The organism is Streptomyces sp. NPDC088915 (assembly GCF_044749825.1).
Taxonomy (GTDB): Bacteria; Actinomycetota; Actinomycetes; order Streptomycetales; family Streptomycetaceae; genus Streptomyces.
On the sequence record NZ_JBIVIR010000001.1, the window covers coordinates 539,024 to 562,227 of the forward strand.

Annotated in this window: 25 protein-coding genes; 17 read left to right on the plus strand and 8 right to left on the minus strand. The window is 72.8% G+C overall.

The annotated features are described in order from the left end of the window. Positions 1 to 159: 159 nt before the first annotated feature. From ACIP5O_RS02600 to ACIP5O_RS02620, 5 genes are all read left to right on the plus strand, one after another. Positions 160 to 1,101: an NADP-dependent oxidoreductase gene (locus ACIP5O_RS02600; protein ID WP_401287653.1), complete on the plus strand. Its 942-nt coding sequence runs from the start codon at positions 160 to 162 to the stop codon at positions 1,099 to 1,101. Between the two features lie 148 nt (positions 1,102 to 1,249). Next, entirely contained in the window at positions 1,250 to 1,882 is a 633-nt protein-coding gene (locus tag ACIP5O_RS02605) for an AAA family ATPase (RefSeq protein ID WP_401287655.1), read from the plus strand. Between the two features lie 555 nt (positions 1,883 to 2,437). Then, positions 2,438 to 3,367 carry an FG-GAP repeat domain-containing protein gene (locus ACIP5O_RS02610; RefSeq protein ID WP_401287658.1) on the plus strand — a complete coding sequence of 310 codons (930 nt, stop codon included), beginning with the start codon at positions 2,438 to 2,440 and terminating at the stop codon, positions 3,365 to 3,367. 342 nt (positions 3,368 to 3,709) lie between these two features. Beyond that, positions 3,710 to 4,651, plus strand: coding sequence for an FG-GAP repeat domain-containing protein (locus ACIP5O_RS02615; RefSeq protein ID WP_401287660.1), 942 nt, complete (start codon positions 3,710 to 3,712; stop codon positions 4,649 to 4,651). A 174-nt stretch (positions 4,652 to 4,825) separates the two neighbouring features. After that, a complete protein-coding gene (locus tag ACIP5O_RS02620) occupies positions 4,826 to 5,716 on the plus strand; it encodes a glycoside hydrolase family 19 protein (protein ID WP_401287662.1) in 891 nt (296 codons plus the stop codon). 64 nt (positions 5,717 to 5,780) lie between these two features. On the opposite strand, the gene ACIP5O_RS02625 is transcribed toward ACIP5O_RS02620, so the two are convergent. Genes ACIP5O_RS02625 through ACIP5O_RS02635 form a run of 3 tightly spaced genes read right to left on the minus strand, consistent with a single transcriptional unit; the run spans position 5,781 to position 7,286 of the window. Then, positions 5,781 to 6,209, minus strand: a complete 429-nt coding sequence (locus ACIP5O_RS02625) for a hypothetical protein (protein ID WP_401287665.1) — start codon at positions 6,207 to 6,209, stop codon at positions 5,781 to 5,783. A 4-nt stretch (positions 6,210 to 6,213) separates the two neighbouring features. Beyond that, entirely contained in the window at positions 6,214 to 6,453 is a 240-nt protein-coding gene (locus tag ACIP5O_RS02630; RefSeq protein WP_401287667.1) for a DUF397 domain-containing protein, read from the minus strand. After that, complete coding sequence (locus ACIP5O_RS02635) at positions 6,450 to 7,286, minus strand: helix-turn-helix transcriptional regulator (RefSeq protein WP_401287670.1); 837 nt, start codon at positions 7,284 to 7,286, stop codon at positions 6,450 to 6,452. Before ACIP5O_RS02635 ends, ACIP5O_RS02630 begins: the two co-directional genes overlap by 4 nt. Positions 7,287 to 7,382: 96 nt before the next feature. Here ACIP5O_RS02635 and ACIP5O_RS02640 point away from each other — a divergent pair, with 96 nt between their 5' ends. Together ACIP5O_RS02640 and ACIP5O_RS02645 are read left to right on the plus strand one after the other, a co-directional pair. Beyond that, positions 7,383 to 7,865: a hypothetical protein gene (locus tag ACIP5O_RS02640; RefSeq protein WP_401287672.1), complete on the plus strand. Its 483-nt coding sequence runs from the start codon at positions 7,383 to 7,385 to the stop codon at positions 7,863 to 7,865. A 28-nt stretch (positions 7,866 to 7,893) separates the two neighbouring features. Further along, entirely contained in the window at positions 7,894 to 8,277 is a 384-nt protein-coding gene (locus ACIP5O_RS02645; protein ID WP_401287674.1) for a VOC family protein, read from the plus strand. Here ACIP5O_RS02645 and ACIP5O_RS02650 read toward each other — a convergent pair. Then, positions 8,274 to 8,735 (minus strand): MarR family winged helix-turn-helix transcriptional regulator, encoded by a 462-nt coding sequence (locus ACIP5O_RS02650; RefSeq protein ID WP_388663119.1) that lies wholly within the window; start codon positions 8,733 to 8,735, stop codon positions 8,274 to 8,276. The two genes, ACIP5O_RS02645 and ACIP5O_RS02650, sit on opposite strands and share 4 nt — an antisense overlap. Next, complete coding sequence (locus ACIP5O_RS02655; RefSeq protein ID WP_401287677.1) at positions 8,732 to 9,337, minus strand: DJ-1/PfpI family protein; 606 nt, start codon at positions 9,335 to 9,337, stop codon at positions 8,732 to 8,734. The genes ACIP5O_RS02650 and ACIP5O_RS02655 overlap by 4 nt, the downstream gene beginning before the upstream one ends. Positions 9,338 to 9,470: 133 nt before the next feature. Here ACIP5O_RS02655 and ACIP5O_RS02660 point away from each other — a divergent pair, with 133 nt between their 5' ends. From ACIP5O_RS02660 to ACIP5O_RS02670, 3 genes are all read left to right on the plus strand, one after another. Further along, entirely contained in the window at positions 9,471 to 10,832 is a 1,362-nt protein-coding gene (locus tag ACIP5O_RS02660) for an aspartate aminotransferase family protein (protein WP_401287680.1), read from the plus strand. Between the two features lie 81 nt (positions 10,833 to 10,913). Beyond that, the gene (locus ACIP5O_RS02665; protein WP_401287682.1) at positions 10,914 to 11,627 is read left to right on the plus strand and encodes a GntR family transcriptional regulator; all 714 of its coding nucleotides are present in this window, start codon (positions 10,914 to 10,916) and stop codon (positions 11,625 to 11,627) included. Between the two features lie 140 nt (positions 11,628 to 11,767). Continuing rightward, complete coding sequence (locus tag ACIP5O_RS02670) at positions 11,768 to 12,421, plus strand: hypothetical protein (RefSeq protein ID WP_356539266.1); 654 nt, start codon at positions 11,768 to 11,770, stop codon at positions 12,419 to 12,421. A gap of 31 nt (positions 12,422 to 12,452) precedes the next feature. Here the strand turns inward: ACIP5O_RS02670 and ACIP5O_RS02675 are convergent, their stop codons facing one another. Then, complete coding sequence (locus tag ACIP5O_RS02675; protein ID WP_401287685.1) at positions 12,453 to 13,229, minus strand: SLATT domain-containing protein; 777 nt, start codon at positions 13,227 to 13,229, stop codon at positions 12,453 to 12,455. Positions 13,230 to 13,538: 309 nt separating this feature from the next. Here ACIP5O_RS02675 and ACIP5O_RS02680 point away from each other — a divergent pair, with 309 nt between their 5' ends. The 6 genes from ACIP5O_RS02680 to ACIP5O_RS02705 all read left to right on the plus strand — a co-directional run bounded on the left by ACIP5O_RS02680 (position 13,539) and on the right by ACIP5O_RS02705 (position 19,512). Continuing rightward, positions 13,539 to 13,874, plus strand: a complete 336-nt coding sequence (locus tag ACIP5O_RS02680; RefSeq protein ID WP_356539262.1) for a YbaB/EbfC family nucleoid-associated protein — start codon at positions 13,539 to 13,541, stop codon at positions 13,872 to 13,874. Positions 13,875 to 13,980: 106 nt separating this feature from the next. Beyond that, on the plus strand, positions 13,981 to 14,580 hold the full coding sequence (gene recR, locus ACIP5O_RS02685) for a recombination mediator RecR (protein WP_356539260.1): 600 nt from the start codon (positions 13,981 to 13,983) through the stop codon (positions 14,578 to 14,580). A 41-nt stretch (positions 14,581 to 14,621) separates the two neighbouring features. Beyond that, positions 14,622 to 15,284 carry a DUF5063 domain-containing protein gene (locus tag ACIP5O_RS02690; RefSeq protein WP_401287689.1) on the plus strand — a complete coding sequence of 221 codons (663 nt, stop codon included), beginning with the start codon at positions 14,622 to 14,624 and terminating at the stop codon, positions 15,282 to 15,284. 146 nt (positions 15,285 to 15,430) lie between these two features. Then, on the plus strand, positions 15,431 to 16,702 hold the full coding sequence (locus ACIP5O_RS02695; protein ID WP_030206060.1) for an aspartate kinase: 1,272 nt from the start codon (positions 15,431 to 15,433) through the stop codon (positions 16,700 to 16,702). A gap of 360 nt (positions 16,703 to 17,062) precedes the next feature. Beyond that, entirely contained in the window at positions 17,063 to 17,791 is a 729-nt protein-coding gene (locus ACIP5O_RS02700; RefSeq protein ID WP_401287693.1) for a SigE family RNA polymerase sigma factor, read from the plus strand. Between the two features lie 611 nt (positions 17,792 to 18,402). Continuing rightward, entirely contained in the window at positions 18,403 to 19,512 is a 1,110-nt protein-coding gene (locus ACIP5O_RS02705) for a hypothetical protein (RefSeq protein WP_401287695.1), read from the plus strand. A gap of 69 nt (positions 19,513 to 19,581) precedes the next feature. Here the strand turns inward: ACIP5O_RS02705 and ACIP5O_RS02710 are convergent, their stop codons facing one another. Together ACIP5O_RS02710 and ACIP5O_RS02715 are read right to left on the minus strand one after the other, a co-directional pair. Further along, a complete protein-coding gene (locus tag ACIP5O_RS02710; protein ID WP_401287697.1) occupies positions 19,582 to 20,322 on the minus strand; it encodes an SURF1 family protein in 741 nt (246 codons plus the stop codon). Between the two features lie 113 nt (positions 20,323 to 20,435). Continuing rightward, a complete protein-coding gene (locus tag ACIP5O_RS02715; RefSeq protein WP_401287699.1) occupies positions 20,436 to 22,271 on the minus strand; it encodes a prolyl oligopeptidase family serine peptidase in 1,836 nt (611 codons plus the stop codon). Between the two features lie 71 nt (positions 22,272 to 22,342). Here ACIP5O_RS02715 and ACIP5O_RS02720 point away from each other — a divergent pair, with 71 nt between their 5' ends. Continuing rightward, positions 22,343 to 23,173 (plus strand): class I SAM-dependent methyltransferase, encoded by an 831-nt coding sequence (locus tag ACIP5O_RS02720; RefSeq protein WP_401287701.1) that lies wholly within the window; start codon positions 22,343 to 22,345, stop codon positions 23,171 to 23,173. Positions 23,174 to 23,204 lie beyond the last annotated feature (31 nt).

Sequence of the window (23,204 nt, forward strand, 5' to 3'; positions counted from 1 at the left end):
GCAAGCCGGACGGCGAGCCGCGCCGCGAGCCGGGCCGCGAGCCGGGCCCCGGGCGGGTCATCAGCGGTTGCCGGGGGTGGGGAGCCTCTGTGTAATGGCCACGAGGGGGCTTCCGTACGAGGAGTACACGAGCAGTACCGAGCAGTGCAGGAGTACCCCATGCGCGTCGTCGAAGTGATCTCCTACGGCGGACCCGAGGTCCTCAGGATCGCCAACCGCCCCGACCCGGAGGCCGGTGACGTCCCGGGCCGGGTGCGCGTACGGCTCAAGGCCGCCGCCGTGCACCAGGCGGACCTGAGGATCCGCTCCGGGCGGTGGGCCGCCTTCCTGGGCGAGCTGGCCCCGCCCTTCGTCCTCGGCTTCGACTTCGCGGGCGTGCTCCTGGACGCCGCCCCCGGCCTCCCCGAGGGCACCCGGGTGGCCGGCTTCATCCCCTGGGTGACGGAGGGGACGGGCGAGGGCTCGTACGCGGAGGTGATCCGGGCCGACCCCGAGTGGCTGGCGCCGATCCCCGAGGACATGGAGTTCACCACGGCCGCCTCGGTGCCGCTCTCCGCCCTCGCGGCCTACCAGGCCGTCGACCTCCTGGACCTCCCCGGGGGCTCCCCGGTCCTGGTCAGCGGGGCCGGCGGGGTGGTGGGCCGCTTCGCCGTCCAGCACGCGGCGGCCGCGGGGTACCGGGTGATCGTCCTCGCCGAGGAGGACGACCGGCACGAGCTGCTCCGGCTCGGGGCCGAGGAGCTGGTCCCGCGCGGCGACCCGGCGGACGTCGTCGCCAAGGTCCGCGCCCACGTCCCCGAGGGGGTCGCGGCCGTCCTGGACGCGGCGCTCATCGGCGCCCCGCTGCTGCCCGCCCTCAGGGACGGCGGGACGTTCGTCTCGGCCTCCGGGGAGCAACTGCCGGACCGGGTCCGGGACATCGACGTCACCGCGATCCGTCCCCGCCCGGACGCCGCCCGCCTGAAGGCGATCCTGGACGGCGTCGCCGCCCGCGAGCTGACCACCCGGACGGCGGACATCGTCCCCCTGGCCTCCGCCGCCGAGGCCCACCGCCGCGCGGAGGCGGGCCACCGGCCGGGCCGGATCGTGCTGCTGATCTGAGCCGCCGGACGGGTCCTGGGTTCCGGGAATGCGGTTCTGAGCGGCCGGACGGGTCCTGGGCTCCGGGAATGCGGATCTGAGCCGCCGGACGGGTCCTAGGCTCCGGGAATGCGGATCTGAGCCGCCGGACGGGTCCTAGGCTCCGGGAATGCTGATCTGGATCAACGGACCCTTCGGCGGGGGCAAGACGCAGACCGCGTACGAGCTGCGCAGGCGGCTGCCGGGAAGCGTCGTCTGCGACCCCGAGCACGTCGGCTTCGGCCTGCACCGCATGACGCCCCCGGGGCTCCGGGGCGACTTCCAGGACCTCCCGGCCTGGCGGCAGGGGGTGTACGAGGTCCTGGACCTGGCCCTCCGCAAGCACCCGGGCGTGGTGATCGCGCCGATGACGGTCGTGGAGCCCCGGTCCTTCGACGAGACGGTCGGACGCCTGCGCGCGGCCGGTCACGACGTACGGCACTTCGCGCTCCTCGCCGAGCGCGCGACGGTCCTGCGCCGCCTGCGCGAGCGCGGCTTCGGGCACGCGGTGCGGGTCCTCGGCGGGAAGGACGCCCCGCTCCGGCGGGAGAGCTTCGCCGTCTCGAAGCTCGACCTGTGCCTGGACCGCCTGCGGGGCGAGGAGTTCGCCGAGCACGTCCGCACCGACCGCCTCACGGTCCCGCGGGTCGCGGACCGCATCGCCGCCTCGGCCGGGCTGACCCTCGCCCCCGACACCGGCGGCGCGCTGCGGGCGCGGCTGCGGCGGACGGCGACCGGGCTCCGGCACATCCGGTTCGACTGAGCGGCGCGCCCCGGCGCGTCCCGACGCCCCCCTGCCCCCGGCGCCCCCACCGCCCCGGGACTCCGGAGGCCTCCGGGGCTCCCGGGGTCGAAGAGGAAATCGGGAACGCCTTTTCGAAGATTTTGTGAGAGAGTCTCAGGTGACGGCGGTCGCCACGCGCACCGCCGATCGGGAACATCCCGGGGGGGATATCCATGAGAACCGAGCGAAACCCGCGTGCCCTCAAGGGGACGCCCATGACCGCCGTCGCCGCGGGCCCCTCTTCGCGGGCCGCGCGAAGGCCGGCGGCTCGGACGTGGACGGCCGACCGCTGTCCGTCGGACACCTCACGTCCGGCGGCCGGACGGGCCTGATCGCCCCCGGAAGCGTGATCTGTGGTGAGCGGTGCCCGAGAGGCCGGAGTGACGACGGCGGCTCGGGCGACCGGAGTGACGCGGGTGACCACCGGGACGGGGGATCTCCCGTATGTCCCGTGTTGCTCGTATGAGAATCTTTCGCACGACCGGCGGCCCGCGTCACGCGCCGCCGACGAGAACCATCGCAGGGGGACATCCCGTGATCATCAACCGACGTCGGCACGCGCTCAGGGGAGCGCTCGTAGCCACCGCCGTCACCGTCGCCGCGGCCACCGCCGCCGGCACGGCCTTCGCCTCCGGCGCTCCGTCCGGAGCCGAGGCCGCCACCAGGGCATCGGCCGAGCACAAGGCCGCCGAGGCCCCGCGGGCCGGCGCGTTCGACGCGCAGGACGGCCCGGAGGACATGGTCGTCTTCCCGATGTTCGGCACCCACAAGAAGACCACCAACCTGACGGTCTTCGACCCGACCTTCAAGGGCGGCTTCGCCCGCGCCGAGGACGCGGGCGTCAGCTTCTCCGCGTTCTCCGACTGGATCTTCACCGCCAACGACAACCACGGCAGCTGGGCCCTCTACAAGGACGGCCGGCTGACCTACAACTGGGACGACGACTTCGACATCCACGAGAAGCAGGTCGGCACGGGCTGGGGCACCTACACCACGGTCCTCTCGCCGGGCAGCATCGGCGGCGCCAAGGACGCCGACCTCCTCGGGGTCGACAAGTCCGGCGTCCTGTGGAGCTACCTCGGCTACTCCGACGGCCGCGTCACCGCCCGCACCAAGGTCGGCGGCGGCTGGAACGCCTACAACCAGATCGCCGGCTACGGCGACCTGACCGGTGACGGCAAGGCCGACATCGTCGCCAAGGACAAGTCCGGCTACCTGTGGCTGTACAAGGGCACGGGCAACTACAAGGCCCCCTTCGCCGGTCGCACCAAGATCGGTGGCGGCTGGGGCGCGTACGACCGCATCCTGTCCGCCGGTGACCTGGAGCTCGACGGCACGACGGACCTGATCGCCCGCAAGCCGAACGGCGAGCTGTACCGCTACTCGGGCACCGGCAACGCCGCGGCCCCGTTCAAGAAGGCCGTCAAGATCGGCACCGGCTTCCAGAACTACAACCTGCTCTGAGCCACCCGCCGCTCCGGGCACGCGAGCGGCACGCCCGGGGGAGGGCCGGATCTCCGCCCCTCCTCCGGGACCCCACCCCGGCGGCCCGCGCGGCACGCCGGTGAGCCGCCGCCACGGTCCCGCTCACGACGCCCGTCGGGACCGGCACCGGCTCCCAGGACTTCACCCTCCTCCGACATCCACATCCCGGCGGATCCGGCCCGGCGAGCACCCGGGGCATCGCATGCCCCGCCCCGCCGGGCGTGCCGGACCGCCGAACGCACCGCACGCCACACCGTTCCGGGCGACACACCGCCCGGAGCGTCCGAGCACCATCCGATGAGCATCCCAGGGGGGATCTCCATGCAGATCAACCGAGGCCGTCGCGCGCTCAAGGGCGCCTTCGTCGCCACCGCCGTCGCCGTCGCCGCGGCGACCGCCGCCGGCACCGCCTTCGCCACCGGCGCTCCCGTCGGGGCCGGCCAGGCGCGCGCCGAGGCCAACCAGCGGTTCCACGCCGAGCACGCCCCGCAGGCGAGCGCGTTCGGCGCCGAGGACGCGCCCACGGCGCCCCTCTTCATCATGACCGGCACCCGCAAGAGCACCGGCGAGCTGCACTTCTTCTTCCCCAACGGCAGGGGCGGCTTCGACCCCGCCGAGAACACCGAGATCCCCGCCACCGGCATCGCCGACCTGATCGACGTCGACAACGACGACGACGGGATCAGCGAGGGCGGCTGGGTCCTCTCCAAGAACGGCGTTCTGGAATTCAGCGCGGCCGTCGGCGAGGACTACGTCGAGAAGCAGGTCGGCACGGGCTGGGGCACCTACACCACGGTCCTCTCGCCGGGCAGCATCGGCGGCGCCAAGGAGTACGACCTCATCGGCGTCGACAAGGCCGGCGTGCTGTGGAGCTACCTCTCCTACCCGGACGGCCGCCTGACCGCCCGCACCAAGGTCGGCGGCGGCTGGAACACCTACAACCAGATCGCGGGCCAGGGCGACCTGACGGGTGACGGCAAGGCCGACATCGTCGCCAAGGACAAGTCCGGCTACCTGTGGCTGTACAAGGGCACGGGCAACTACAAGGCCCCCTTCGCCGGTCGCACCAAGATCGGCGGCGGCTGGGGCGCGTACGACCGCATCCTGTCCGTGGGCGACCTCGACCTCGACGGCACGACGGACCTGATCGCCCGCAAGCCGAACGGCGAGCTGTACCGCTACTCGGGCACGGGCTCGGCGGCGGCCCCGTTCAAGAAGGCCGTCAAGATCGGCACCGGCTTCCAGAACTTCAACCTGTTCTAAAGAGCCGGGCGTTGCCCTGAGCAACGGGCCCGGGGTGGACGGCTTCCGTCCGCCCCGGGCCTTCCGCTTGCCGGGCACTGTCACGATTTCTGGTCTAGACCTTGACAGGTCCAGACCAATCACGCTTCGCTGGCCCTTCCCGATCCCGGATCCCCCCACCCGGAAGGACGAGCGATGCTCCGTAAGCTGCTCACCCTGTTCGTCGCGCTCTGTACGGCCGTAGGCCTGGCCGTACTGCTCCCCGCGGCCTCGGCAGGGGCGGCCCCCGCCTGCGTGGCGGCGTGGAACTCCTCCACGGTCTACACCGGCGGCAAGACCGCCTCGTACAACGGCCACAACTGGTACGCGAAGTGGTGGACGCAGAACGAGCGTCCCGGCTCCTCGGACGTCTGGCGCGACGAGGGCGCCTGCGGCACCGGCGGCGGCGGTGACGGCGGCCAGAACAACGGCTTCGTCGTCTCCGAGGCCCAGTTCAACCAGATGTTCCCGAACCGGAACCCGTTCTACACGTACGCGGGCCTGGTCAACGCCCTCAAGTCGTACCCGGCCTTCGCCACCACCGGCAGCGACACGGTGAAGAAGCAGGAGGCCGCGGCCTTCCTCGCCAACGTCTCCCACGAGACCGCCGGGCTCTACTACATCGTCGAGCAGAACACGGCCAACTACCCGCACTACTGCGACTCCGGCCAGCCCTACGGCTGCCCCGCCGGCCAGGCCGCGTACTACGGCCGCGGGCCCATCCAGCTCTCCTGGAACTTCAACTACAAGGCCGCCGGCGACGCCCTCGGCATCGACCTCCTGAACAACCCCTGGCGCGTCGAGCAGGACCCGGCCGTCGCCATGTCCACCGGCCTCTGGTACTGGAACACCCAGAACGGCCCCGGCACGATGACCGGCCACAACGCCATGGTCAACGGCGCGGGCTTCGGCCAGACCATCCGCTCCATCAACGGCTCGCTGGAGTGCGACGGGAAGAACCCGGCCCAGGTGCAGAGCCGGGTCTCCAAGTACCAGCAGTTCACCCAGATCCTGGGCGTCCCGACCGGGGCGAACCTGTCCTGCTGACGTCCGCACGGGTACGTCGGGGAGGGGCCGGTCCGGGCGACAGCGGGACCGGCCCCTCTCGGCGTCACGGGAAGAGGGCGACGAGGGCGCATCCCGGCAGGAGCGTGCAGAGCGCGAAGACCGTGACGAACTTGACGACCCCGCCCTCGGAGCGGTGCGTCGCGTCGACCTTCTCCATCGCCCCGACCATCGCCCGGGTGGGCCTGCGCCGGTCGTAGACCACCGTGGAGGTCGTCCCGACCGGGTCCGGCTCCGTCAACTGGGTCGCGTAGAAACGCCGGTCCTCGTCCGGGTCGGGCAGGCACACCCGGTAGTGCACCCGGGGCTTCCCCTCCATCCAGTCGTTGAGGACGGAGACCGCCTCGCCCTCTATGCCGTGCCGACGCAGCTTCCCGGCCTTGGACCAGGCGAGGAAGTTGCCGGTCGTCAGGACCGGGGCGAGGCAGCCGACGACGATGAGCACCGCGCCGAGCACGTACAGGAAGCCACCCACGCCGTCAGCTCTGCCAGGCGACGAACTCGCTCCACGCGGCGGGCTCCACGGCGAACGTGGGGCCGTCGTCGTGCTGCTTGGAGTCCCGCAGGTGCACGGCGTGCGTGCAGGTGGCGACCTCGACGCAGTTGCCGCCGCCACCGTCGCTGTACGAGGACTTGCGCCACGTGAAGGCCACCTCGACGCAGTTGCCGCCACCGCTGTCGCTGTAGCTGGACTTGAACCACTGCAGGGTGTCGTTCATCTCCGTACTCCCGCCAACTCCTCGATGACGCCCAGCGACCGGCGCGGATCCAGGGCTTGTGCCCGGATCTTCGCATACCGGTGCCGGTGCGTACTCACCTTCGCCCGGTCGGTGATCAGCAGGCTCTCCCCCTGGATCTCCAGGAAGGTCACGTGGTCGTGAGCCGAGCTCTCCACGATGTTCAGCTCTCCTCGGTCACCTGCGTACTCTCCGCTCAGACCCGCGTCCAGCGGTAGTACCTGAAGGTTCACGTTCCTCCTGCGCGCGCACTCCGCCAAGTACTCCAGCTGCTCCCGCATGACCTCTGTGTCCCCGATCGGGCGCTTCAGTACCGACTCGTCGAGGATCAGCTCGATCTCGCACACCGGCTTCCGGTCGAACAGCACCTTCCGCGCCATCCGGCCGACCACCAGTTCCTCGGTCCGTTCCGGCGTCGGCTCCGGGTACCCGCCCGCGATCAGCGCCCGCGCGTACGCCTCCGTCTGGAAGAGGCCGTGAACGACATGGTCGGCATACAGCCAGAGAGAAACCGCCTTCTGCTCGATCGGCGCGTACCCACGGAACTGCTCCGGCAGTTTCTCCAGACGTACGAGCTCCCGCAGCTCCTCGAAGATGCCCGTCCCGTTGCTCAGCGCCTGTTCGAGCTGCGCCAGCATTTCGTCGCTCACCGGCTGGATCATCCGCTCCATCGCGCTGATCGCCGCGCCGGTATAACCCGTCTCCGTACCGAGCTGTTCCTGCGTCATTCCTTTCTTCACGCGCATTCTCTTGGCCAGCGACGCCGCCATCCGCGCCGCCGGACCCACCGGTTCCCTGTTCTCCACTCGGGCCATCGTGCTCCCCATTCGAACTCAACCGGTCTCAACCGGTCTCAATTGCTCCCCGCCCAATTCGACTGCATTCGAGCTGCGTTGACGCAGGTCGACAGAATGCCGACGTACCGTCAGCAGTCGTGGAAAACGCTAGCGTCGGCGCGGGAGCATGTCTCCGTGATTGAAGAGAATCGGGAAGTAAACGTCGACTGGATTCCAGTTTCCGGATTCCAACTCCGTAAGGCAGGCGTACAATTCGACGCCGTTCGAGTGGACGGCGAGGACGGGCGTCGGCTGGCCGACTGGATGGAGACGCTCACCGGCGGTGATCCGGGGCCGGTCGTCATCGAGGCGAACGGGCGGCGCGGGGTCTACTTCCTGGTGCCGCCGGGGACGACGTCCCACAAGTCGTGGCCGCGCGGGGTGACCCGGTTCGGTGCCGGGCCCGCGCACGTGAGCTACGTGCCGGTGCCCGCGCTGACCGGCCGGACCTGGCCGCTCGCGTGGCGGTGTCCGCCGACGGGGCCCGGCCGGTTCGTGCACCCGCTGCTCCTGCGGAGCGCCGTCGCGGAGCTGCTCGCCTGCCGGAACGACTGGTGAACCGGCCGCCGGTGCTTGTATGGCACGCATGAGAAACGGAGACGACGCCCCGGCCCGCTTCAAGGACCTCGCGATCGACGCGGTCGACCACCAGGCGCTGGCCGACTGGTGGTGCCGGGCGATCGGTTACGCGCGCAGTCCCATGGCCGACGGGAGCACGCGCCCGCGGGAGTGGCCGGTCCCCCTCGTGGACGGGGCGGGGGCCGGGCCGCTCATCTGGGTCAACCCGGTGGCGGAGGGGAAGACGGTCAAGAACCGCGTGCACCTCGACGTGTGGGGAGATCCCGACCGGCTCGTGGCCATGGGCGCGACCGTGCTCCGGGCGCGCGACCACGAGATCGACTGGTGGGTGATGGCCGATCCGGAGGGGAACGAGTTCTGCGTCTTCCCCGAACCGGACGCGACCGCCTAGGAGTCGCGCCCCGCCCTCTCCACCGCGTCGAGCGCCGCCGACAGCCGCTCCAGGACCCGTACGGTCTCGTCGAACGCCTCCTGCCCGCCCAGCTCCCGCAGGAGCAGCGCGGCGAGTTCCGCGTGGCCCGGGTCGATGCGGCGGACGGCCGCCCGGCCCGCGTCGGTGGGGGCGAGGAGCTTGGCGCGGCGGTGGGCCGGGTTCGGCTCGTAGGACGCCAGGCCCTCCCGTACGAGGAGGTCGGCCACCCGCTGGACGCTCTGCCGGGTGATGCCCATGACGCGGGCGATCCCGGCGACCGGCAGGGGTTCGGGCAGGACGGCCCCGAGGACCTGCCACCAGGCGGCGGTGAGGCCCGCCGGTTCGGCCAGCTTCTCCGAGACGGCGAGGAACTGGCCGTTCAGCCGGAAGACGCCCAGGGCGGTGCGGGACAGGGCGTCCTGCTGCGCGCGGCTCATCCGTTCAGTTCGGCGAAGGCCGCCGGGTCCGAGTCGTGGAAGAGGCGGAACCAGGCGTCCCGCTTCCCCTCGTACGCCCCGAGGCGGGCGAAGACCTCGCGTGCGAAGGCGACGGGCTCGGTCGGGCCCGCCGTGATGAGGTCGCCGTCCCGCACCGCGTCCGCGTCGACGTAGTGCTCGGCGCCCTTGTAGCCGGTGGCGGCCAGGTAGAAGGAGACCGCGCTGGTGTGGCGGCGGTCGTCGAGCAGGCCCTCGCGGGCCAGGCCCGCCGTCGCGCCGCAGATCGCGGCGACCGGGACCCCGGCGTCGAGGAAGGCGCGGGCCTTCGCGGCGAACGGGGCCAGCTCGTCGCCCTCGTCGTACTTCTCGGCCCCCGGCAGGATCAGCAGCGCGCTGTCCTCGGGGCGCAGGTCGTCGAGCGCGAGGTCGGGGACGATCCGGATCCCGGCGATCGTGGTGACGGGCTCGCCGGCGACCGGGCCGACGGTCCTGATCGTGTGGCCCGCGCGGGCGAGCCAGGCCGTGGCGTGGCCGGTCTCCCAGTCCGCGAGGGTGTCGTAGACGGCGAGGTGGACGATGCGGGTGCCGCTCTCGTGTGCCATGACAGCAGACTGTCATTTCGACAGGATACTGTCAAGAGTGAAGGTCGGGAGAACAACGTGTCGCGTCCCTCCCGGTCTCGGTGGACAAGATGGCCATGGCCCTTCCCACCTGCGGTTCCTTACCCTCGGGCGCATGACCCCTCATGCCGCACCCGATCCGCAGGCCGGCGCCGCCGTCAAGGCCGCCGACCGCGCCCACGTGTTCCACTCCTGGTCCGCCCAGGGCCTGATCGACCCGCTCGCCGTCGCCGGCGCCGAGGGTTCGTACTTCTGGGACTACGACGGGAACCGCTACCTCGACTTCACCAGCGGCCTCGTCTACACCAACATCGGCTACCAGCACCCCCGGGTCGTCGCCGCGATCCAGGAGCAGGCCGGGAAGCTCGCCACCTTCGCGCCCGCCTTCGCCGTGGACGTCCGCTCCGAGGCCGCACGCCTCATCGCCGAGCGCACCCCGGGCGACCTGGACAAGATCTTCTTCACCAACGGCGGCGCCGAGGCCGTCGAGAACGCCGTCCGCATGGCCCGTCTGCACACGGGCCGCACGAAGGTGCTCTCCGCCTACCGCTCGTACCACGGCGCCACCTCCACCGCGATCAACCTGACCGGCGACCCGCGCCGCTGGGCCTCCGACAACGGCACCGCGGGCGTCGTGCGCTTCTGGGCGCCGTTCCTCTACCGCTCGCCCTTCTACGCCACCACCGAGGCGGAGGAGTGCGCGCGGGCCCTCCAGCACCTGGAGGACACGATCGCCTTCGAGGGTCCGGCGACCGTCGCCGCGATCATCCTGGAGACCGTCCCCGGCACCGCCGGCATCATGACCCCGCCGCCCGGCTACCTCGCCGGTGTGCGCGAGATCTGCGACAGGTACGGCATCGTCTTCGTCCTCGACGAGGTCATGGCCGGCTTCGGCCGCACCGGCAAGTGGTTCGCCGCCGAGCACTACGACGTCGTGCCCGACCTGATGACCTTCGCCAAGGGCGTGAACTCCGGCTACGTGCCGCTCGGCGGCGTCGCCATCAGCGCCGAGATCGCCGCCACCTTCGACAAGCGCCCGTACCCCGGCGGCCTGACCTACTCCGGTCACCCGCTGGCCTGTGCCGCCGCCGTCGCCACCATCCGGGTGATGGAGGACGAGAAGGTCGTCGAGCACGCCGCGCACATCGGCGAGACCGTCCTCGGCCCCGGCCTGCGCGAGCTGGCCGAGCGCCACCCGTCGGTCGGCGAGGTCCGCGGCCTCGGCGTCTTCTGGGCGCTCGACCTGGTCAGGAACAAGGAGACGCGCGAGCCGCTCGTCCCGTACAACGCGGCCGGCGAGGCCAACGCGCCCATGGCCGCCTTCGCCGCCGCCGCGAAGAAGAACGGCCTGTGGCCCTTCGTGAACATGAACCGCACCCACGCCGTGCCCGCCTGCAACGTCTCCGAGGCGGAGGCCAAGGAGGGCCTCGCGGCCCTGGACGCGGCCCTCTCGGTGGCCGACGAGCACACGGTCTAGACCACCGCCCGAACGCGTACCGGAGAGGTTCCCTCCGTCTGGACTAGGGTGTCCGGAGCCGGACGGAGGGGACCCACCACCATGCCCGCGAGCGGAGGCGTCACCCGCAGCACCCTGCGACAGCAGATCGCGGACGCGCTGCGTGACGAGGTGCTCGCGGGACGCCTCAAGGCCGGACGGGAGTTCACCGTCAAGCAGATCGCCGAGCAGTACGGCGTCTCGGCCACGCCCGTCCGCGAGGCCCTCGTGGACCTCTGCGCGCAGGGGCTCCTCGACTCCGACCAGCACCGCGGCTTCCGCGTCCACCAGTACTCCGTGGACGACTACCGGCGGATGGTCGAGGCCCGGATGCTCGTCGTCGAGGGCGTCTTCCGCCGCCGCGCCACCGCCCTCCCGCCCCGGCCCCCGGCCCCCGAGCCCGGCATCGGGGTCGCGCTCGTCTCCGTGCGCCGCCGGGGCGAGGCCGCCGCGCGCGCGGCCCGCGCCGGGGACCTGGACGTCCTCGTCGGCTACGACATCCGCTACTGGCGCGAGCTGGGGCGCCTGATCGCCGCCAACGACCACCTCGCGGACTTCCTACACCGCCTCCGCGTCCAGGCCTGGGCCTTCTCCGTCCCCCACCTGCGCTCCGAGCGGGACCTGACGGGCTGGCTGTGGGGCGGGCACGTGGACCTCGTCGACGCGATCACCCGCGGCGACGCGGAGGCGGCCGTGACGGTCGTACGGGAGTACAACGCGCACGCGCTGGAGTGGGCGGACCGCCTTGAGCGCCCGGAGCGCCGGGGAGGGGCCTGAGCGGCGGGACCCGGCTGTCGTCCCGGGCGGGTCCGGCGGGTTGAGGGGGCGGCTCCGGGGGCAGGTCCTCAGCGGGTGGGCGTCGTCGGACGATCCGACTACCCTGGCCGTCCCTGCAACTGACGGAGAGCGAGCCTCCCTTGGCCTGTGACCTGTGGCTGGTCCCCCTCGTCGACGTGCTGTGCCACAGCCCCGACAACCCCTTCGCCGAAGAGATCGCCGCCTACGACGCCGTCCTCACCGCCTCGGGCCTGCCGACCGTGCCCGTCTACGCGTACATGCCGGGGCTCTCCGGCGACGTCGCCCCGGTCGCCGGCTTCGACTACGAGGCCCTGCACTTCCTGCGCCGCGCCTACCTGCTCCAGGTGCACGGGCTGCCGGTCGAGCCGGTCGGCGAGCTCGGCGGGGACTACGAACAGCTCCTGGAGATGTTCGAGACGACCGCCCAGCAGTCGCACCTGGTCTGGCACTACGACCACGCGGGCGCGTACGTCCCGGTCGACTTCCCGGTGCCGCTCGCCAGCGACGAGCTCCTGGAGGGCGGCGGGCCGCTCGGCTCCTCGCACGGGCTGCTGCGGGAGCTCCAGTTCGTGGCGCCCTCGATCGGCATCGACCCGGCGAACCCGCCGGCCGCCCCGCTGCCGCCGGAGCGGCCGACCGCCCTGGAGGAGCCGGCCGTCGGCCCCGGCCCGTACGACCAGGGGCCCTTCGCCCGGGAGCGCCACGTGTGGCTGGGGCTGCACGCGGCGGCGACCCGGAGCCTGGCCCAGGGCTCGATGATCATCCTGAGCTGACCCCTTCGGGCCCGGCGCCCCCGGAGGGGCCTCAGCGGGCCTCCGGGGGCCGCTGGCGCGGCATGTTCGGCCGGGTGCCCGGCGGCAGCGGGAAGCGGCCGCCCCCGGGCGGCTGGACGCTCTCCGGCCGGGACGGCACCACGCCGACCGACTGGAGCGCGAGCGGCGCGGGGCCCGAGCGGAACTCGACCATCCAGTCGGCGGTCTCCGCCCGTACCAGCTCCGTCACGTCCTCCGAGAAGCGGCGCAGCACGCCGAGACAGCGCTCGGCCGCCTCGCTGGCGGTGCCCTCCGTGGGCCCCAGGACCTCCCGGACGCTCTCCGAGGCCCAGTCGAACTGGAGCGCCTGGAGGCGCCGCTGCACCGCCTGGGCCGTCGCCACGTCCCTTATCCAGCCCGACGTCACCCCGAAGTACCGGTCGCAGGCCAGGCAGGCGGCGCCGAGCAGCAGCGACAGGTAGCCCCAGCCGGCCGTGCCCGCCGCGACCCCGGTCAGGTCGAGCAGCGGCAGCGCGGCGCCCGCGATCACCCCGACGGCGGTGCCGATCCGCAGGAGGCGGGCGGCGCGGCGCTTCCAGACCCGGTCGGACAGGTACCACTCGGCGGTGCGCAGCGCGTTCGCCTCCACCCAGCGGTACAGCTCGTCGAGCCGCTCGGCGGGCTCGCCCCAGTCCCCCAGGGGGAAGGCCCTGCCGGTCAGGTCGCGGCCGGACGGGGCACGGCCGGCCGGACCGGGACGACCGGTCGGTTCGGGGTGGACGTCTCCCCCGGGGTGCCCCGGCGGCTGCATCTCCGGCTGCTGGCTCACCGGGGGACTCCTCTGTTCGGCCCAGCGCCTCTGTTCCGCTCGGCGCTCGTCTTGCTCGTGTCGCTCGTGTCCTTCTGTGACGTGCGGTGCACGTGGTGCCTGCCCTTCCTACCGCCGAATGGAGGGCGACGGGCCCGGAATCCCGGGATTTCCGCCCACAAGTGGGTGTTGATCAGGTAGGGGAGCCCGCAGTTTCTCACTCGAAAGAGTGATGGAGGCAGGGCGGGCGGGGACCACGTAGGCTCGGCGTACCGACCGGACATATGGACCGGACGGACCGACCAGACGCACCGACCCTCAGGAGTGACCGTGATTCCCGGTGGTGGCCAGCCCAACATGCAGCAGCTTCTCCAGCAGGCCCAGAAGATGCAGCAGGACCTCGCCCGCGCCCAGGAGGAGCTCGCGGCGACCGAGGTCGACGGACAGGCGGGCGGCGGCCTGGTCAGGGCGACCGTGACCGGCTCCGGCGAGCTGCGCGGCCTGGTGATCGACCCCAAGGCGGTCGACCCGGAGGACACCGAGACGCTGGCCGACCTGATCGTCGCCGCCGTGCAGGCCGCCAACGACAACGCGCAGCAGCTCCAGCAGGCCAAGCTGGGCCCGCTGGCCCAGGGCATGGGCGGCATGCCGGGCCTCGGCTTCTGAGGCCCCGGCTTTCGGGACCTCGGCCGCGGCGCCGTTCCCCCGGGGCTTCTAAGGCCCGGCCCCAGCCACTACCGTAAGAATCAAGCACCCCGAGAAGGGCGTTCCGTTGTACGAAGGCGTGGTTCAGGACCTCATCGACGAACTGGGCAGGCTGCCCGGCGTCGGTCCCAAGAGCGCGCAGCGGATCGCCTTCCACGTCCTCCAGGCGGAGCCGACGGACGTCCGTCGGCTCGCGCACGCGCTCCTGGAGGTCAAGGAGAAGGTCAGGTTCTGCGCGGTCTGCGGCAACGTGGCACAGCAGGAGCAGTGCAACATCTGCCGGGACCCGCGCCGGGACCTGTCCGTCATCTGCGTGGTCGAGGAGCCCAAGGACGTCGTGGCGATCGAGCGGACGCGGGAGTTCCGCGGCCGCTACCACGTCCTCGGCGGCGCGATCAGCCCCATCGAGGGCGTCGGCCCGGACGACCTGCGCATCCGCGAGCTGCTCGCGCGGCTCGCGGACGGCGCGGTCACCGAGCTGATCCTCGCGACCGATCCGAACCTGGAGGGCGAGGCCACCGCGACGTACCTGGCGCGGATGATCAAGCCCATGGGCCTGCGGGTCACCCGGCTCGCGAGCGGCCTCCCGGTCGGCGGCGACCTGGAGTACGCCGACGAGGTGACCCTGGGCCGCGCCTTCGAGGGCCGGAGGCTGCTGGATGTATGACGACCTAGCCCACGCGTGGGTGCTCCGAGGAAGGCAGCTCGATGTCTGACCCCACACTGCACTCCGTCACGCAGGACCCCGACGACTTCGCGGTCCAGATCGCCGACTCCATCGAGAGCTTCATCGTCGCGACCACCGAGGTGGCCAAGGGCGACGAGCCGGGCAGCACGGTCCCCTTCCTGCTCCTGGAGGTCTCCCAGCTCCTCCTGGCGGGCGGGCGGCTCGGCGCCCACGAGGACATCCTCCCGGACGAGCGGTACGAGACGGACACCGGTCCGGAGCCGGACGCGGACGACCTGCGCGAGCGGTTCGCCGCCCTCCTGGACCCGGTCGACGTCTTCTCGGAGGTCTTCGACCCGTACGAGCCCCGCAAGGCCCCGGTCCCGGCCCGGATCTCCGACAACCTGGCCGACATCGTCGCCGACCTGAGCCACGGCCTGGCCCACTACCGGGCGGGCCGGACCAGCGAGGCCCTGTGGTGGTGGCAGTTCTCGTACTTCTCCAACTGGGGCCCGACCGCCTCGGCCACCCTCCGCGCCCTCCAGTCCCTCGTCGCCCACGTCCGCCTCGACCAGCCGCTCGCGGCCCTGGACGGCCTCGACACCGACGAGGACCTGGGCGAGGACGACCTCGCGGAGGAGGCGGGCCGGGTGATGCTCCAGGAGATCGCGGGGCCGCTGGGGCTGCGGTCGCTGAAGAGCTGACCCGGCTTTCCGGTCCGTTCCGGCCGGGTGATCACCTGTTGAGCGACTCGTCTCACCATGCGATACCTCGTAGGCGTTTTCGAGTCCCTCGTTAGACTGAGCCGATCGCAGCGCGGGCTGCGGCACAGACTGAGCGAGGAGCGCACGTGGGCCTTGTCGTGCAGAAGTACGGAGGCTCCTCCGTTGCCGATGCCGAAGGCATCAAGCGCGTCGCCAAGCGGATCGTGGACGCCAAGAAGAACGGCCACCAGGTGGTCGTCGTGGTTTCCGCGATGGGCGACACGACGGACGAGCTGATCGATCTCGCCGGACAGGTATCCCCGATTCCTTCCGGCCGCGAATTCGACATGCTGCTGACCGCCGGGGAGCGGATCTCCATGGCCCTGCTGGCCATGGCGATCAAAAACCTGGGCCACGAGGCCCAGTCGTTCACGGGCAGCCAGGCCGGTGTCATCACCGACTCGGTCCACAACAAGGCGCGCATCATCGATGTCACGCCGGGCCGGATCCGCACCGCCCTCGACGAGGGCAACATCGCCATCGTCGCCGGCTTCCAGGGCGTGTCCCAGGACAAGAAGGACATCACCACGCTCGGCCGCGGCGGCTCGGACACGACCGCCGTCGCGCTGGCCGCCGCGCTCGACGCCGAGGTCTGCGAGATCTACACCGACGTCGACGGCGTGTTCACCGCCGACCCGCGCGTGGTGAAGAAGGCGAAGAAGATCGAGTGGATCTCCTTCGAGGACATGCTGGAGCTCGCCGCCTCCGGCTCCAAGGTGCTGCTGCACCGCTGCGTCGAGTACGCGCGCCGTTACAACATCCCGATCCACGTCCGGTCGTCCTTCTCCGGACTCCAGGGCACGTGGGTCAGCAACGAACCGACAGGGGACTCCAAGGTGGAGCAGGCCATCATCTCGGGTGTCGCCCACGACACCTCCGAGGCGAAGATCACCGTCGTCGGCGTGCCGGACAAGCCGGGCGAGGCCGCGGCCATCTTCCGCGCCGTCGCGGACGCCGAGATCAACATCGACATGATCGTCCAGAACGTGTCCGCCGCCTCCACCGGCCTCACGGACATCTCCTTCACCCTCCCCAAGGCCGAGGGCCGCAAGGCCATCGACGCCCTGGAGAAGGCGAAGGGCGCGATCGGCTTCGACTCGCTGCGCTACGACGACCAGATCGGCAAGATCTCGCTGGTCGGCGCCGGCATGAAGACCAACCCGGGCGTCACCGCGGACTTCTTCCGGGCGCTCTCCGACGCGGGCGTGAACATCGAGCTGATCTCGACCTCCGAGATCCGCATCTCGGTCGTCACCCGCGCCGACGACGTCAACGAGGCCGTGCGCGCCGTCCACACCGCCTTCGGCCTGGACAGCGACTCGGACGAGGCCGTGGTCTACGGGGGCACCGGGCGCTGACCCCGCCCGGGCTCCGGCCCCGGTTCTTCCGCGACTCCCCCCGTGCGGCGGCTCCGGCCGTCCGCCCGGGGGGAGTCGCGTGTCATGGATTTGTGTGATCTGTGAACGACCTGTGAGCAAAAAGGCGTCAGATATCCCTTGAACTGCGACGATGTCCTGGACGACGATGCACTTCCCCCTTGCTGCAACCAGTAGTTGGGCGGGGCGCGTCTCCGTGGACACCCATGGGCGTGTGGCGTCGGGCGCGCTGTGAAAGCGGGGCATCGGGGGAGAACGGTTACGCATGAGGACGAACAACCCGCCGTCGAAAACGACGGCGAGCGCGTACAACCCTGCCGGGGGTAGGCGTGTCCAACAGGCGTGGCAGAGGTACTCGACATCGCGACCATCGCCCCGCTGCGCCGCGGGGGCACGGCGTTGCTCCCCGCACGGAGCGGCGTCGCCGTTCCCGCGCGCGGCCCCGTCGTCGCCCCCTTCCGGCGACCGCGGGCCCTCGGCGGAATGCCGGTGATCGCCCCCGTGCCCACCGACTCCCGGCCTCCCCGGGTGACAGGCATTCCGTCGCCCCGCACGAGCGACGAGGGCGCCCCGGCCGTCGGCACCACCGTCGACCACCTGACCGAGACCTACCGCGCCCACTACCGGTCGCTCCTCGGCCTCGCCGCGCTGCTCCTCGACGACACGGCCTCCTGCGAGGACGTGGTCCAGGAGGCGTTCATCCGCGTCCACTCGGCCCGCAAGCGGGTCCGTGAGCCGGAGAAGACGCTCGCCTACCTGCGCCAGACCGTCGTGAACCTCTCCCGGTCCGCGCTGCGCCGCCGCATCCTCGGCCTCAAGCTGCTCTCGAAGCCGATGCCGGACATGGCGAGCGCGGAGGAGGGGGCGTACGACCAGCTGGAGCGCGAGGACCTGATCAAGGCGATGCGCGGGCTCCAGCGGCGCCAGCGCGAGGTCCTCGTCCTGCGGTACTTCGCGGACATGACCGAGGTCCAGGTCGCCGAGACGCTGGGGATATCCCTGGGCTCGGTGAAGGCGTACGGCTCGCGGGGCATGGCGGCCCTGCGCGTCGCGATGGGAGCGACGTCGTGAGCGGGGCGCGCGGAGAGAAGGGCAGGACCCCCGAGGAGCGGGCCTCCGCCGAGGACGCGGTGGCCCCCGGGGGCCACGAGACCACCGAGGCCGGCACACCGGCCGGCGACCGCGCCGAGGACCACGGGGAGTCCGGGGACTCCGGGGACTCCGGAGAGCCGGAGGAACGCGGGGCGGGCGCCGGGGGCGGCGGGGAGGCCGAGGAGCACGGCGGATCCGGGGAGCCCGGGGGACGCCGCGCGTCCGGGGCCTCCGGAGAGCCCGGGGAGCCCGGGGAGTCCGGAGAGTCCGGGGGACGCGGGGCGGACGCCGGAGAGCCCGGGGAGCCCGGAGAGTCCGGGGGACGCGGGGCGGACGCCGGAGAGCCCGGGGAGCCCGGGGAGCCCGGGGGACGCGGGGCGGACGCCGGAGAGCCCGAGGGGCATGGGGTGGACGCCGATGACCACGAGGAGACCGGGGAGCCCGAGGGACGCGGGGGACACGGGGAACGCGGGGCGGAGCCCCGGAGTGACGGGGAGACCGGGGGCGACGGGGGCGCCGGAGGCCGTAAGGTCGCCGGGGGCCCCGGAGCCCGTGCCCGAGACGAACGTGACGATCTGAGTGGACAGCGCATGGTGAACACCGAGCCCGGGCCCGGCGAGGGCGACGGGGACGAGGAGCTGGCGCTGCGGCGGATGCTCCACGGCGCCGTGGGAGGACTGGAACCCTCCCTCGGTTCGCTGGAGCACCTGCGCCGCGCCGTGCCCGCCCGCCGCGCCCGCAAGCGGCAGGCCGTCGTGGGCGCCGCGGCCGCCGCGGTCCTCATCGGAACGGCCGTCCCGGCCTTCGTGCACGTCGCCTCCTCGGAGGGCACCACCACCGCCAGCCCCGTCAACGTCGGCCACGGCGAGGAGTCCCAGGGCGGCACCGGCACCGAGACCGGCGTCGAGGGCGGCCGGAGTGCCACGCCCCCCGCGAGCAGCGTCTCCCCGAGCGGGGACGGCGGGCAGGGCGCGGCCGACGGCCCCTCCGGCAAGCCGGAGCGGCCCGACGCAGACGCCTCCGGCGCGGTCCCGGAGGGCGCACTGGACGCCGTCGGCATCGCCCGCTGCACGTCCGGCCGGCTCGGCTCCGGCGGCGCGCAGGCCGGCGGACCCGACGCCGAGGGCAAGGTGTACGGCAGCTTCCGCGTCGTCAACGTCTCCGGCACCCCCTGTGTCGTGGAGGGCGCCGGCACCGTCGGCCTCGCGGCCCGGGGAGCGACCGACCCCGGACGCGTCTCGGTGGTCCGGCACACTTCCGGCGACGCGGGCGGCGGACTGCCCGACCCCTCGCAGGAGTCCTCCCGGCTCCTCCTGAAGCCGAACGGCTCCTACGAGGTGAAGTTCGTCTGGGTGCCGAGCGAGACCTGTCCGACGACCGGCGGCACGCCCACCCCGACGCCGACCACCCCCGTCGAACCGCCGACCACACCGCCCCCGACGCCCGCCCCGACCGAGCCGACGGACGCCCCCGACCCCAGCACGGTCCCGGACTCCGGCGGCACCGGCGGCAGCCCGGAGCCGGGCCCGGCGGCCGACGGCGGACCGGCGGCCCAGCTTCTCCTGGAGGACGGCGGACCGGCGGACGGCAGCGTCGTGGTCAGCCACACCGCGGAGGGCGGCGGCCCCTCGCTGTCGACCGTCGTCCCCGACGCCTGCTCCGGCACGGTCTACCGCACCGGCCTCCTCGGCGCCTCCTGAGGGCCTTTCCGGGGGTCGGCCCCGGCCGGGTCCCGGGCCCCGAACCGGCCCCGGTCCGGGCGTCGGCCCCTACAGGCCCAGCGCCGCGTCCCGGGAGGCCTCCGCCTCGCGGCGCACCAGCCGGAACCACATGAAGAGCACGAAGCCGGCGAAGACGAACCACTCCGCCGTGTAGCCGAGGTTCTGGAACGCCTTCGCGTCCAGGCCCGTGCCCGCGGCGGCCGCCGCCGGGACCGGCGTGAGCCCGGCGGGGGAGTCCACGAGGGTGATCCAGGCGTCGTAGACGTCGTCCGTCACCACGTTGACCAGGGACGCCGCGCTGATCATGCCGAGCTGCCCCTCGGGCAGCCCGCCCGCCGCGTTCACGCCCTTCGACCCCTGGTTCTCCGAGGCCTGGAGCGCGCCCACCACCGTGACCTCGCCGGACGGCGGGGCGGGCGCCCGCCCGCCCTCGGGGAGCCAGCCCCGGACCACCGGCAGGGACCGGCCGCCGTCCGTCCGCAGCATCGTCAGGACGTACGAGCCGGTCCGGCCGTCCAGCTCGCGGCCCGGCACGAGGAACTGCTCCCCGAACCGGCCGCGCGCCTCGGCCGTGCGGCCCGAGGTCTCCTGGTCCACCGGGAGCAGCACGTCCAGCGGCTCGGCCTTCGCCGCGCTCGGGGCGGGCCGCTCCTCCGCCTCCTGGTGGGAGTCGACGCGGTCCTCGAACTTGCCCAGCTGCCAGGTCCCCATGAAGACGCAGAACGGGATCGCGAGGAGGACGAAGAGGTTGATCCCCCACCAGCGGGGAGTGTTCAGGAACCGGTACACGCCCCCCACGGTACGCAAGTCCGCTCGACCCCCCGTCGCCCGGGTGCCCGACCAGGACCTGTCCGGCGGATCGGGGCCCGGGGCCCGTCCGGCGGATCAAGGCCGGACACCCCCTAGACCGGCCGGGTCCCCAGGTGCTTCGCGGCGAACGCCAGGTCCAGGGCGACCTGCTTGATCCGCTCCTCCACCACCAGGGAGCCGTGCCCCGCGTCGTACCGGTACACCTCGTGGACCGCGCCCCGGGCCGCCAGCCGGTCGACGTAGTTGTCGATCTGGCGGATCGGGCAGCGCGGGTCGTTGACGCCGGCCGAGATGTGCACCGGGGCCTTCACCTCGTCCACGTACGTCAGCGGCGACGAGGCCGCGTACCGCTCGGGCACCTCCTCCGGGGAGCCGCCCAGGAGGGTGCGGTCCAGTGCCTTCAGGGCCTCCATCTCGTCCTCGTACGCCGTCACGTAGTCCGCGACCGGCACCGCCGCGAGGCCGACCGCCCAGGCGTCCGGCCGGGTGCCGAGCCCGAGGAGGGTCAGGTAGCCGCCCCACGAGCCGCCGGAGAGGACGAGCCGCTCCGGGTCCGCGAGCCCGCTCGTCACCGCCCACTCCCGGACCGCCTCGACGTCCTCCAGCTCGATCAGACCGACCCGGTGCTTCAGCGCGTCCGTCCACTCCCGGCCGTACCCCGTCGAGCCCCGGTAGTTGACCCGCACCACCGCGTACCCGTGGTCCAGCCAGGCCGCCGGGCCCGACGCGAAGGCGTCGCTGTCGTGCCAGGCCGGGCCGCCGTGCACCTCGAAGACCGTCGGGAACGGGCCCTCGCCCTCCGCCGGGCGCTGCACGAGCGCGTGGACCCTGCCGCCGGGGCCCTCCACCCACACGTCCTCCACCGGCAGCGACGGCGGCGCCTTCGGGCCGGGCGGGTCCAGGACGATCCCGCCGTCCGTGGAGCGCACCACCGGCGGCTCGGCGGCCGAGGACCACAGGTACTCCACGCTGCCGTCCGGCCGGGCCGTCGCGCTCGACACCGAACCGGCCGGGGTCTCCACCCGCACCAGGGCGCCGGTGGCGATCTCGTACCGCCACAGCTCGCTGCGGGCCTCGAAGCCGTGCACGATCAGCAGGCCCGAGCCGTCCGGGTACCACTCCGCCGACACGTCGCCCGGCAGGTCGAGCCGCAGATCGGTCTCGGCGCCCGTCGCCACGTCCCAGAGCATCGGCTCCCAGCGCCCGCGCCGCTGGTGGCCGACGAGCAGCCGGGTGTCCCCGGCGGCCGGGGCGAAGCCCAGGACCGCGAGGCCCAGCTCCTCCGTACCGCCCTTGGTGTCGTCGAGCTCCGCGACCGCGCTCCCGTCCGAGGCGCGCAGGACCCGGAGCGCCGAGTGCATCGCGTCCCCGTGCTCGGTGTGCTCGACCGCGACCAGCGAGCCGTCGTACGACAGGTCGCCGACCCCGGCCGACTCCCGGTGGCGGTAGATCTCGACCGGGGCGCCGGCCCCGGGCCGTACGAGGTGGACCGTCGAGCCCTCCTCGTCCGTGGAGCGGCCCACCACGACCGTGCCCTCCCGGCCGATGGCGAGCCCCGCCGGGTAGGAGGGGGCCAGGCCCGGCACGGCCGGCTCGTCCGCGCCGCCCGCGAACGGCTGCCGCATCCACACCCCGAACTCGTCCCCGTCGGTGTCCGCGAACCACCAGACCCACTCGCCGTCCGGGGACAGCGTCCCGTCCGTCGTGCCGTTCGGCCGGTCCGTGACCTGCCGCTGCTCCCCGGTCGCCCGGTCCCACGCGTACAGCTCGTACGTCCCCGTCGCGTTGGACACGAACAGCGAGCGGTCCGGCGCCTCCTCGGCCCACTCGGGCAGGGAGACGCGGGGCGCGCGGAAGCGCTGCTCCCAGACGGGCACGTCGGGGCTCTCGGCGTTCTCGGGACTCTCGGCGTTCTTGCTCTCAGTCATGGCACCCATCATGCTCCGGGCGGCGGACAACCGGGTCGCGTCCTCCGCAGCCTGTGGATAACCTCGCCGACATGTACTCTCCGACCCCCGAGGACTGGCGCGAGGCCAACCGGGCGCGCTGGGACGAGCGCGTCCCGATCCACGCGGCCGGCTCCTTCTACGACCTCGACGCCTTCCGCGCGGGCAAGGACGCCCTGCGGGACTTCGAGCTCGCGGAGGTCGGGGACGTCACCGGGCGGACCCTGCTCCACCTCCAATGCCACATCGGCCTGGACACCCTCTCCTGGGCCCGGCGGGGCGCCGCCCACGTCGTCGGCCTGGACTTCTCCGAGCCGGCCGTCGAGACCGCCCGCGCGCTCGCCGCCGACCTGGGCCTCACGCAGGACCGGGCCGCCTTCGTCGCCGCCGACGTGTACGACGCGGCCGAGGCCGTCCCCGACAGCTCGTACGACGTCGTCTACACCGGCGGCGGGGCGCTGTGCTGGCTGCCCGACGTCGAGCGCTGGGCGGAGACCGCCGCCTCGCTCGTCGCCCCCGGCGGCTTCCTCTACCTGGCCGAGTTCCACCCGCTGACCGACTCGCTCGACGACGAGACCGGCAGCCGGATCGTGCACGACTACTTCGTCCGCGACCCGTGGGTGGACACCACCCCGGGCACGTACGCCGACCTCGACGCCACCACCGTCCACAACCGCAGCGTGGAGTGGGTCCACCCGGTCGGCGAGGTCGTCACGGCGCTCGCGCGGGCGGGCCTGCGGATCGACTTCCTGCACGAGCACGACGTCTCGCTCTTCCCCCGCTACGGCACCCTCCAGCGGCACGAGGACGGCTACTACCGCTTCCCGGCGGACCGCCCCCGCGTCCCCCTGATGTACTCGCTCAAGGCGACCCGCCCGGCCTGACCTGCCCGGCCTGACCTGCCCGGCCTGACCC

What these genes read in the sequence shown, in the direction of transcription:
- ACIP5O_RS02660 (WP_401287680.1), top strand. Translation starts at nt 9,471, where the DNA reads ATGACCCCTCATGCCGCACCCGATCCGCAGGCCGGCGCCGCCGTCAAG.
- ACIP5O_RS02690 (WP_401287689.1), top strand. Translation starts at nt 14,622, where the DNA reads ATGTCTGACCCCACACTGCACTCCGTCACGCAGGACCCCGACGACTTC.
- ACIP5O_RS02715 (WP_401287699.1), bottom strand. Translation starts at nt 22,271, where the DNA reads ATGACTGAGAGCAAGAACGCCGAGAGTCCCGAGAACGCCGAGAGCCCC.
- ACIP5O_RS02655 (WP_401287677.1), bottom strand. Translation starts at nt 9,337, where the DNA reads ATGGCACACGAGAGCGGCACCCGCATCGTCCACCTCGCCGTCTACGAC.
- ACIP5O_RS02635 (WP_401287670.1), bottom strand. Translation starts at nt 7,286, where the DNA reads ATGGCCCGAGTGGAGAACAGGGAACCGGTGGGTCCGGCGGCGCGGATG.
- ACIP5O_RS02615 (WP_401287660.1), top strand. Translation starts at nt 3,710, where the DNA reads ATGCAGATCAACCGAGGCCGTCGCGCGCTCAAGGGCGCCTTCGTCGCC.
- ACIP5O_RS02605 (WP_401287655.1), top strand. Translation starts at nt 1,250, where the DNA reads ATGCTGATCTGGATCAACGGACCCTTCGGCGGGGGCAAGACGCAGACC.
- ACIP5O_RS02600 (WP_401287653.1), top strand. Translation starts at nt 160, where the DNA reads ATGCGCGTCGTCGAAGTGATCTCCTACGGCGGACCCGAGGTCCTCAGG.
- ACIP5O_RS02630 (WP_401287667.1), bottom strand. Translation starts at nt 6,453, where the DNA reads ATGAACGACACCCTGCAGTGGTTCAAGTCCAGCTACAGCGACAGCGGT.
- ACIP5O_RS02620 (WP_401287662.1), top strand. Translation starts at nt 4,826, where the DNA reads ATGCTCCGTAAGCTGCTCACCCTGTTCGTCGCGCTCTGTACGGCCGTA.
- ACIP5O_RS02645 (WP_401287674.1), top strand. Translation starts at nt 7,894, where the DNA reads ATGAGAAACGGAGACGACGCCCCGGCCCGCTTCAAGGACCTCGCGATC.
- ACIP5O_RS02720 (WP_401287701.1), top strand. Translation starts at nt 22,343, where the DNA reads ATGTACTCTCCGACCCCCGAGGACTGGCGCGAGGCCAACCGGGCGCGC.
- ACIP5O_RS02705 (WP_401287695.1), top strand. Translation starts at nt 18,403, where the DNA reads ATGGTGAACACCGAGCCCGGGCCCGGCGAGGGCGACGGGGACGAGGAG.
- ACIP5O_RS02640 (WP_401287672.1), top strand. Translation starts at nt 7,383, where the DNA reads ATGCCGACGTACCGTCAGCAGTCGTGGAAAACGCTAGCGTCGGCGCGG.
- ACIP5O_RS02650 (WP_388663119.1), bottom strand. Translation starts at nt 8,735, where the DNA reads ATGAGCCGCGCGCAGCAGGACGCCCTGTCCCGCACCGCCCTGGGCGTC.
- ACIP5O_RS02665 (WP_401287682.1), top strand. Translation starts at nt 10,914, where the DNA reads ATGCCCGCGAGCGGAGGCGTCACCCGCAGCACCCTGCGACAGCAGATC.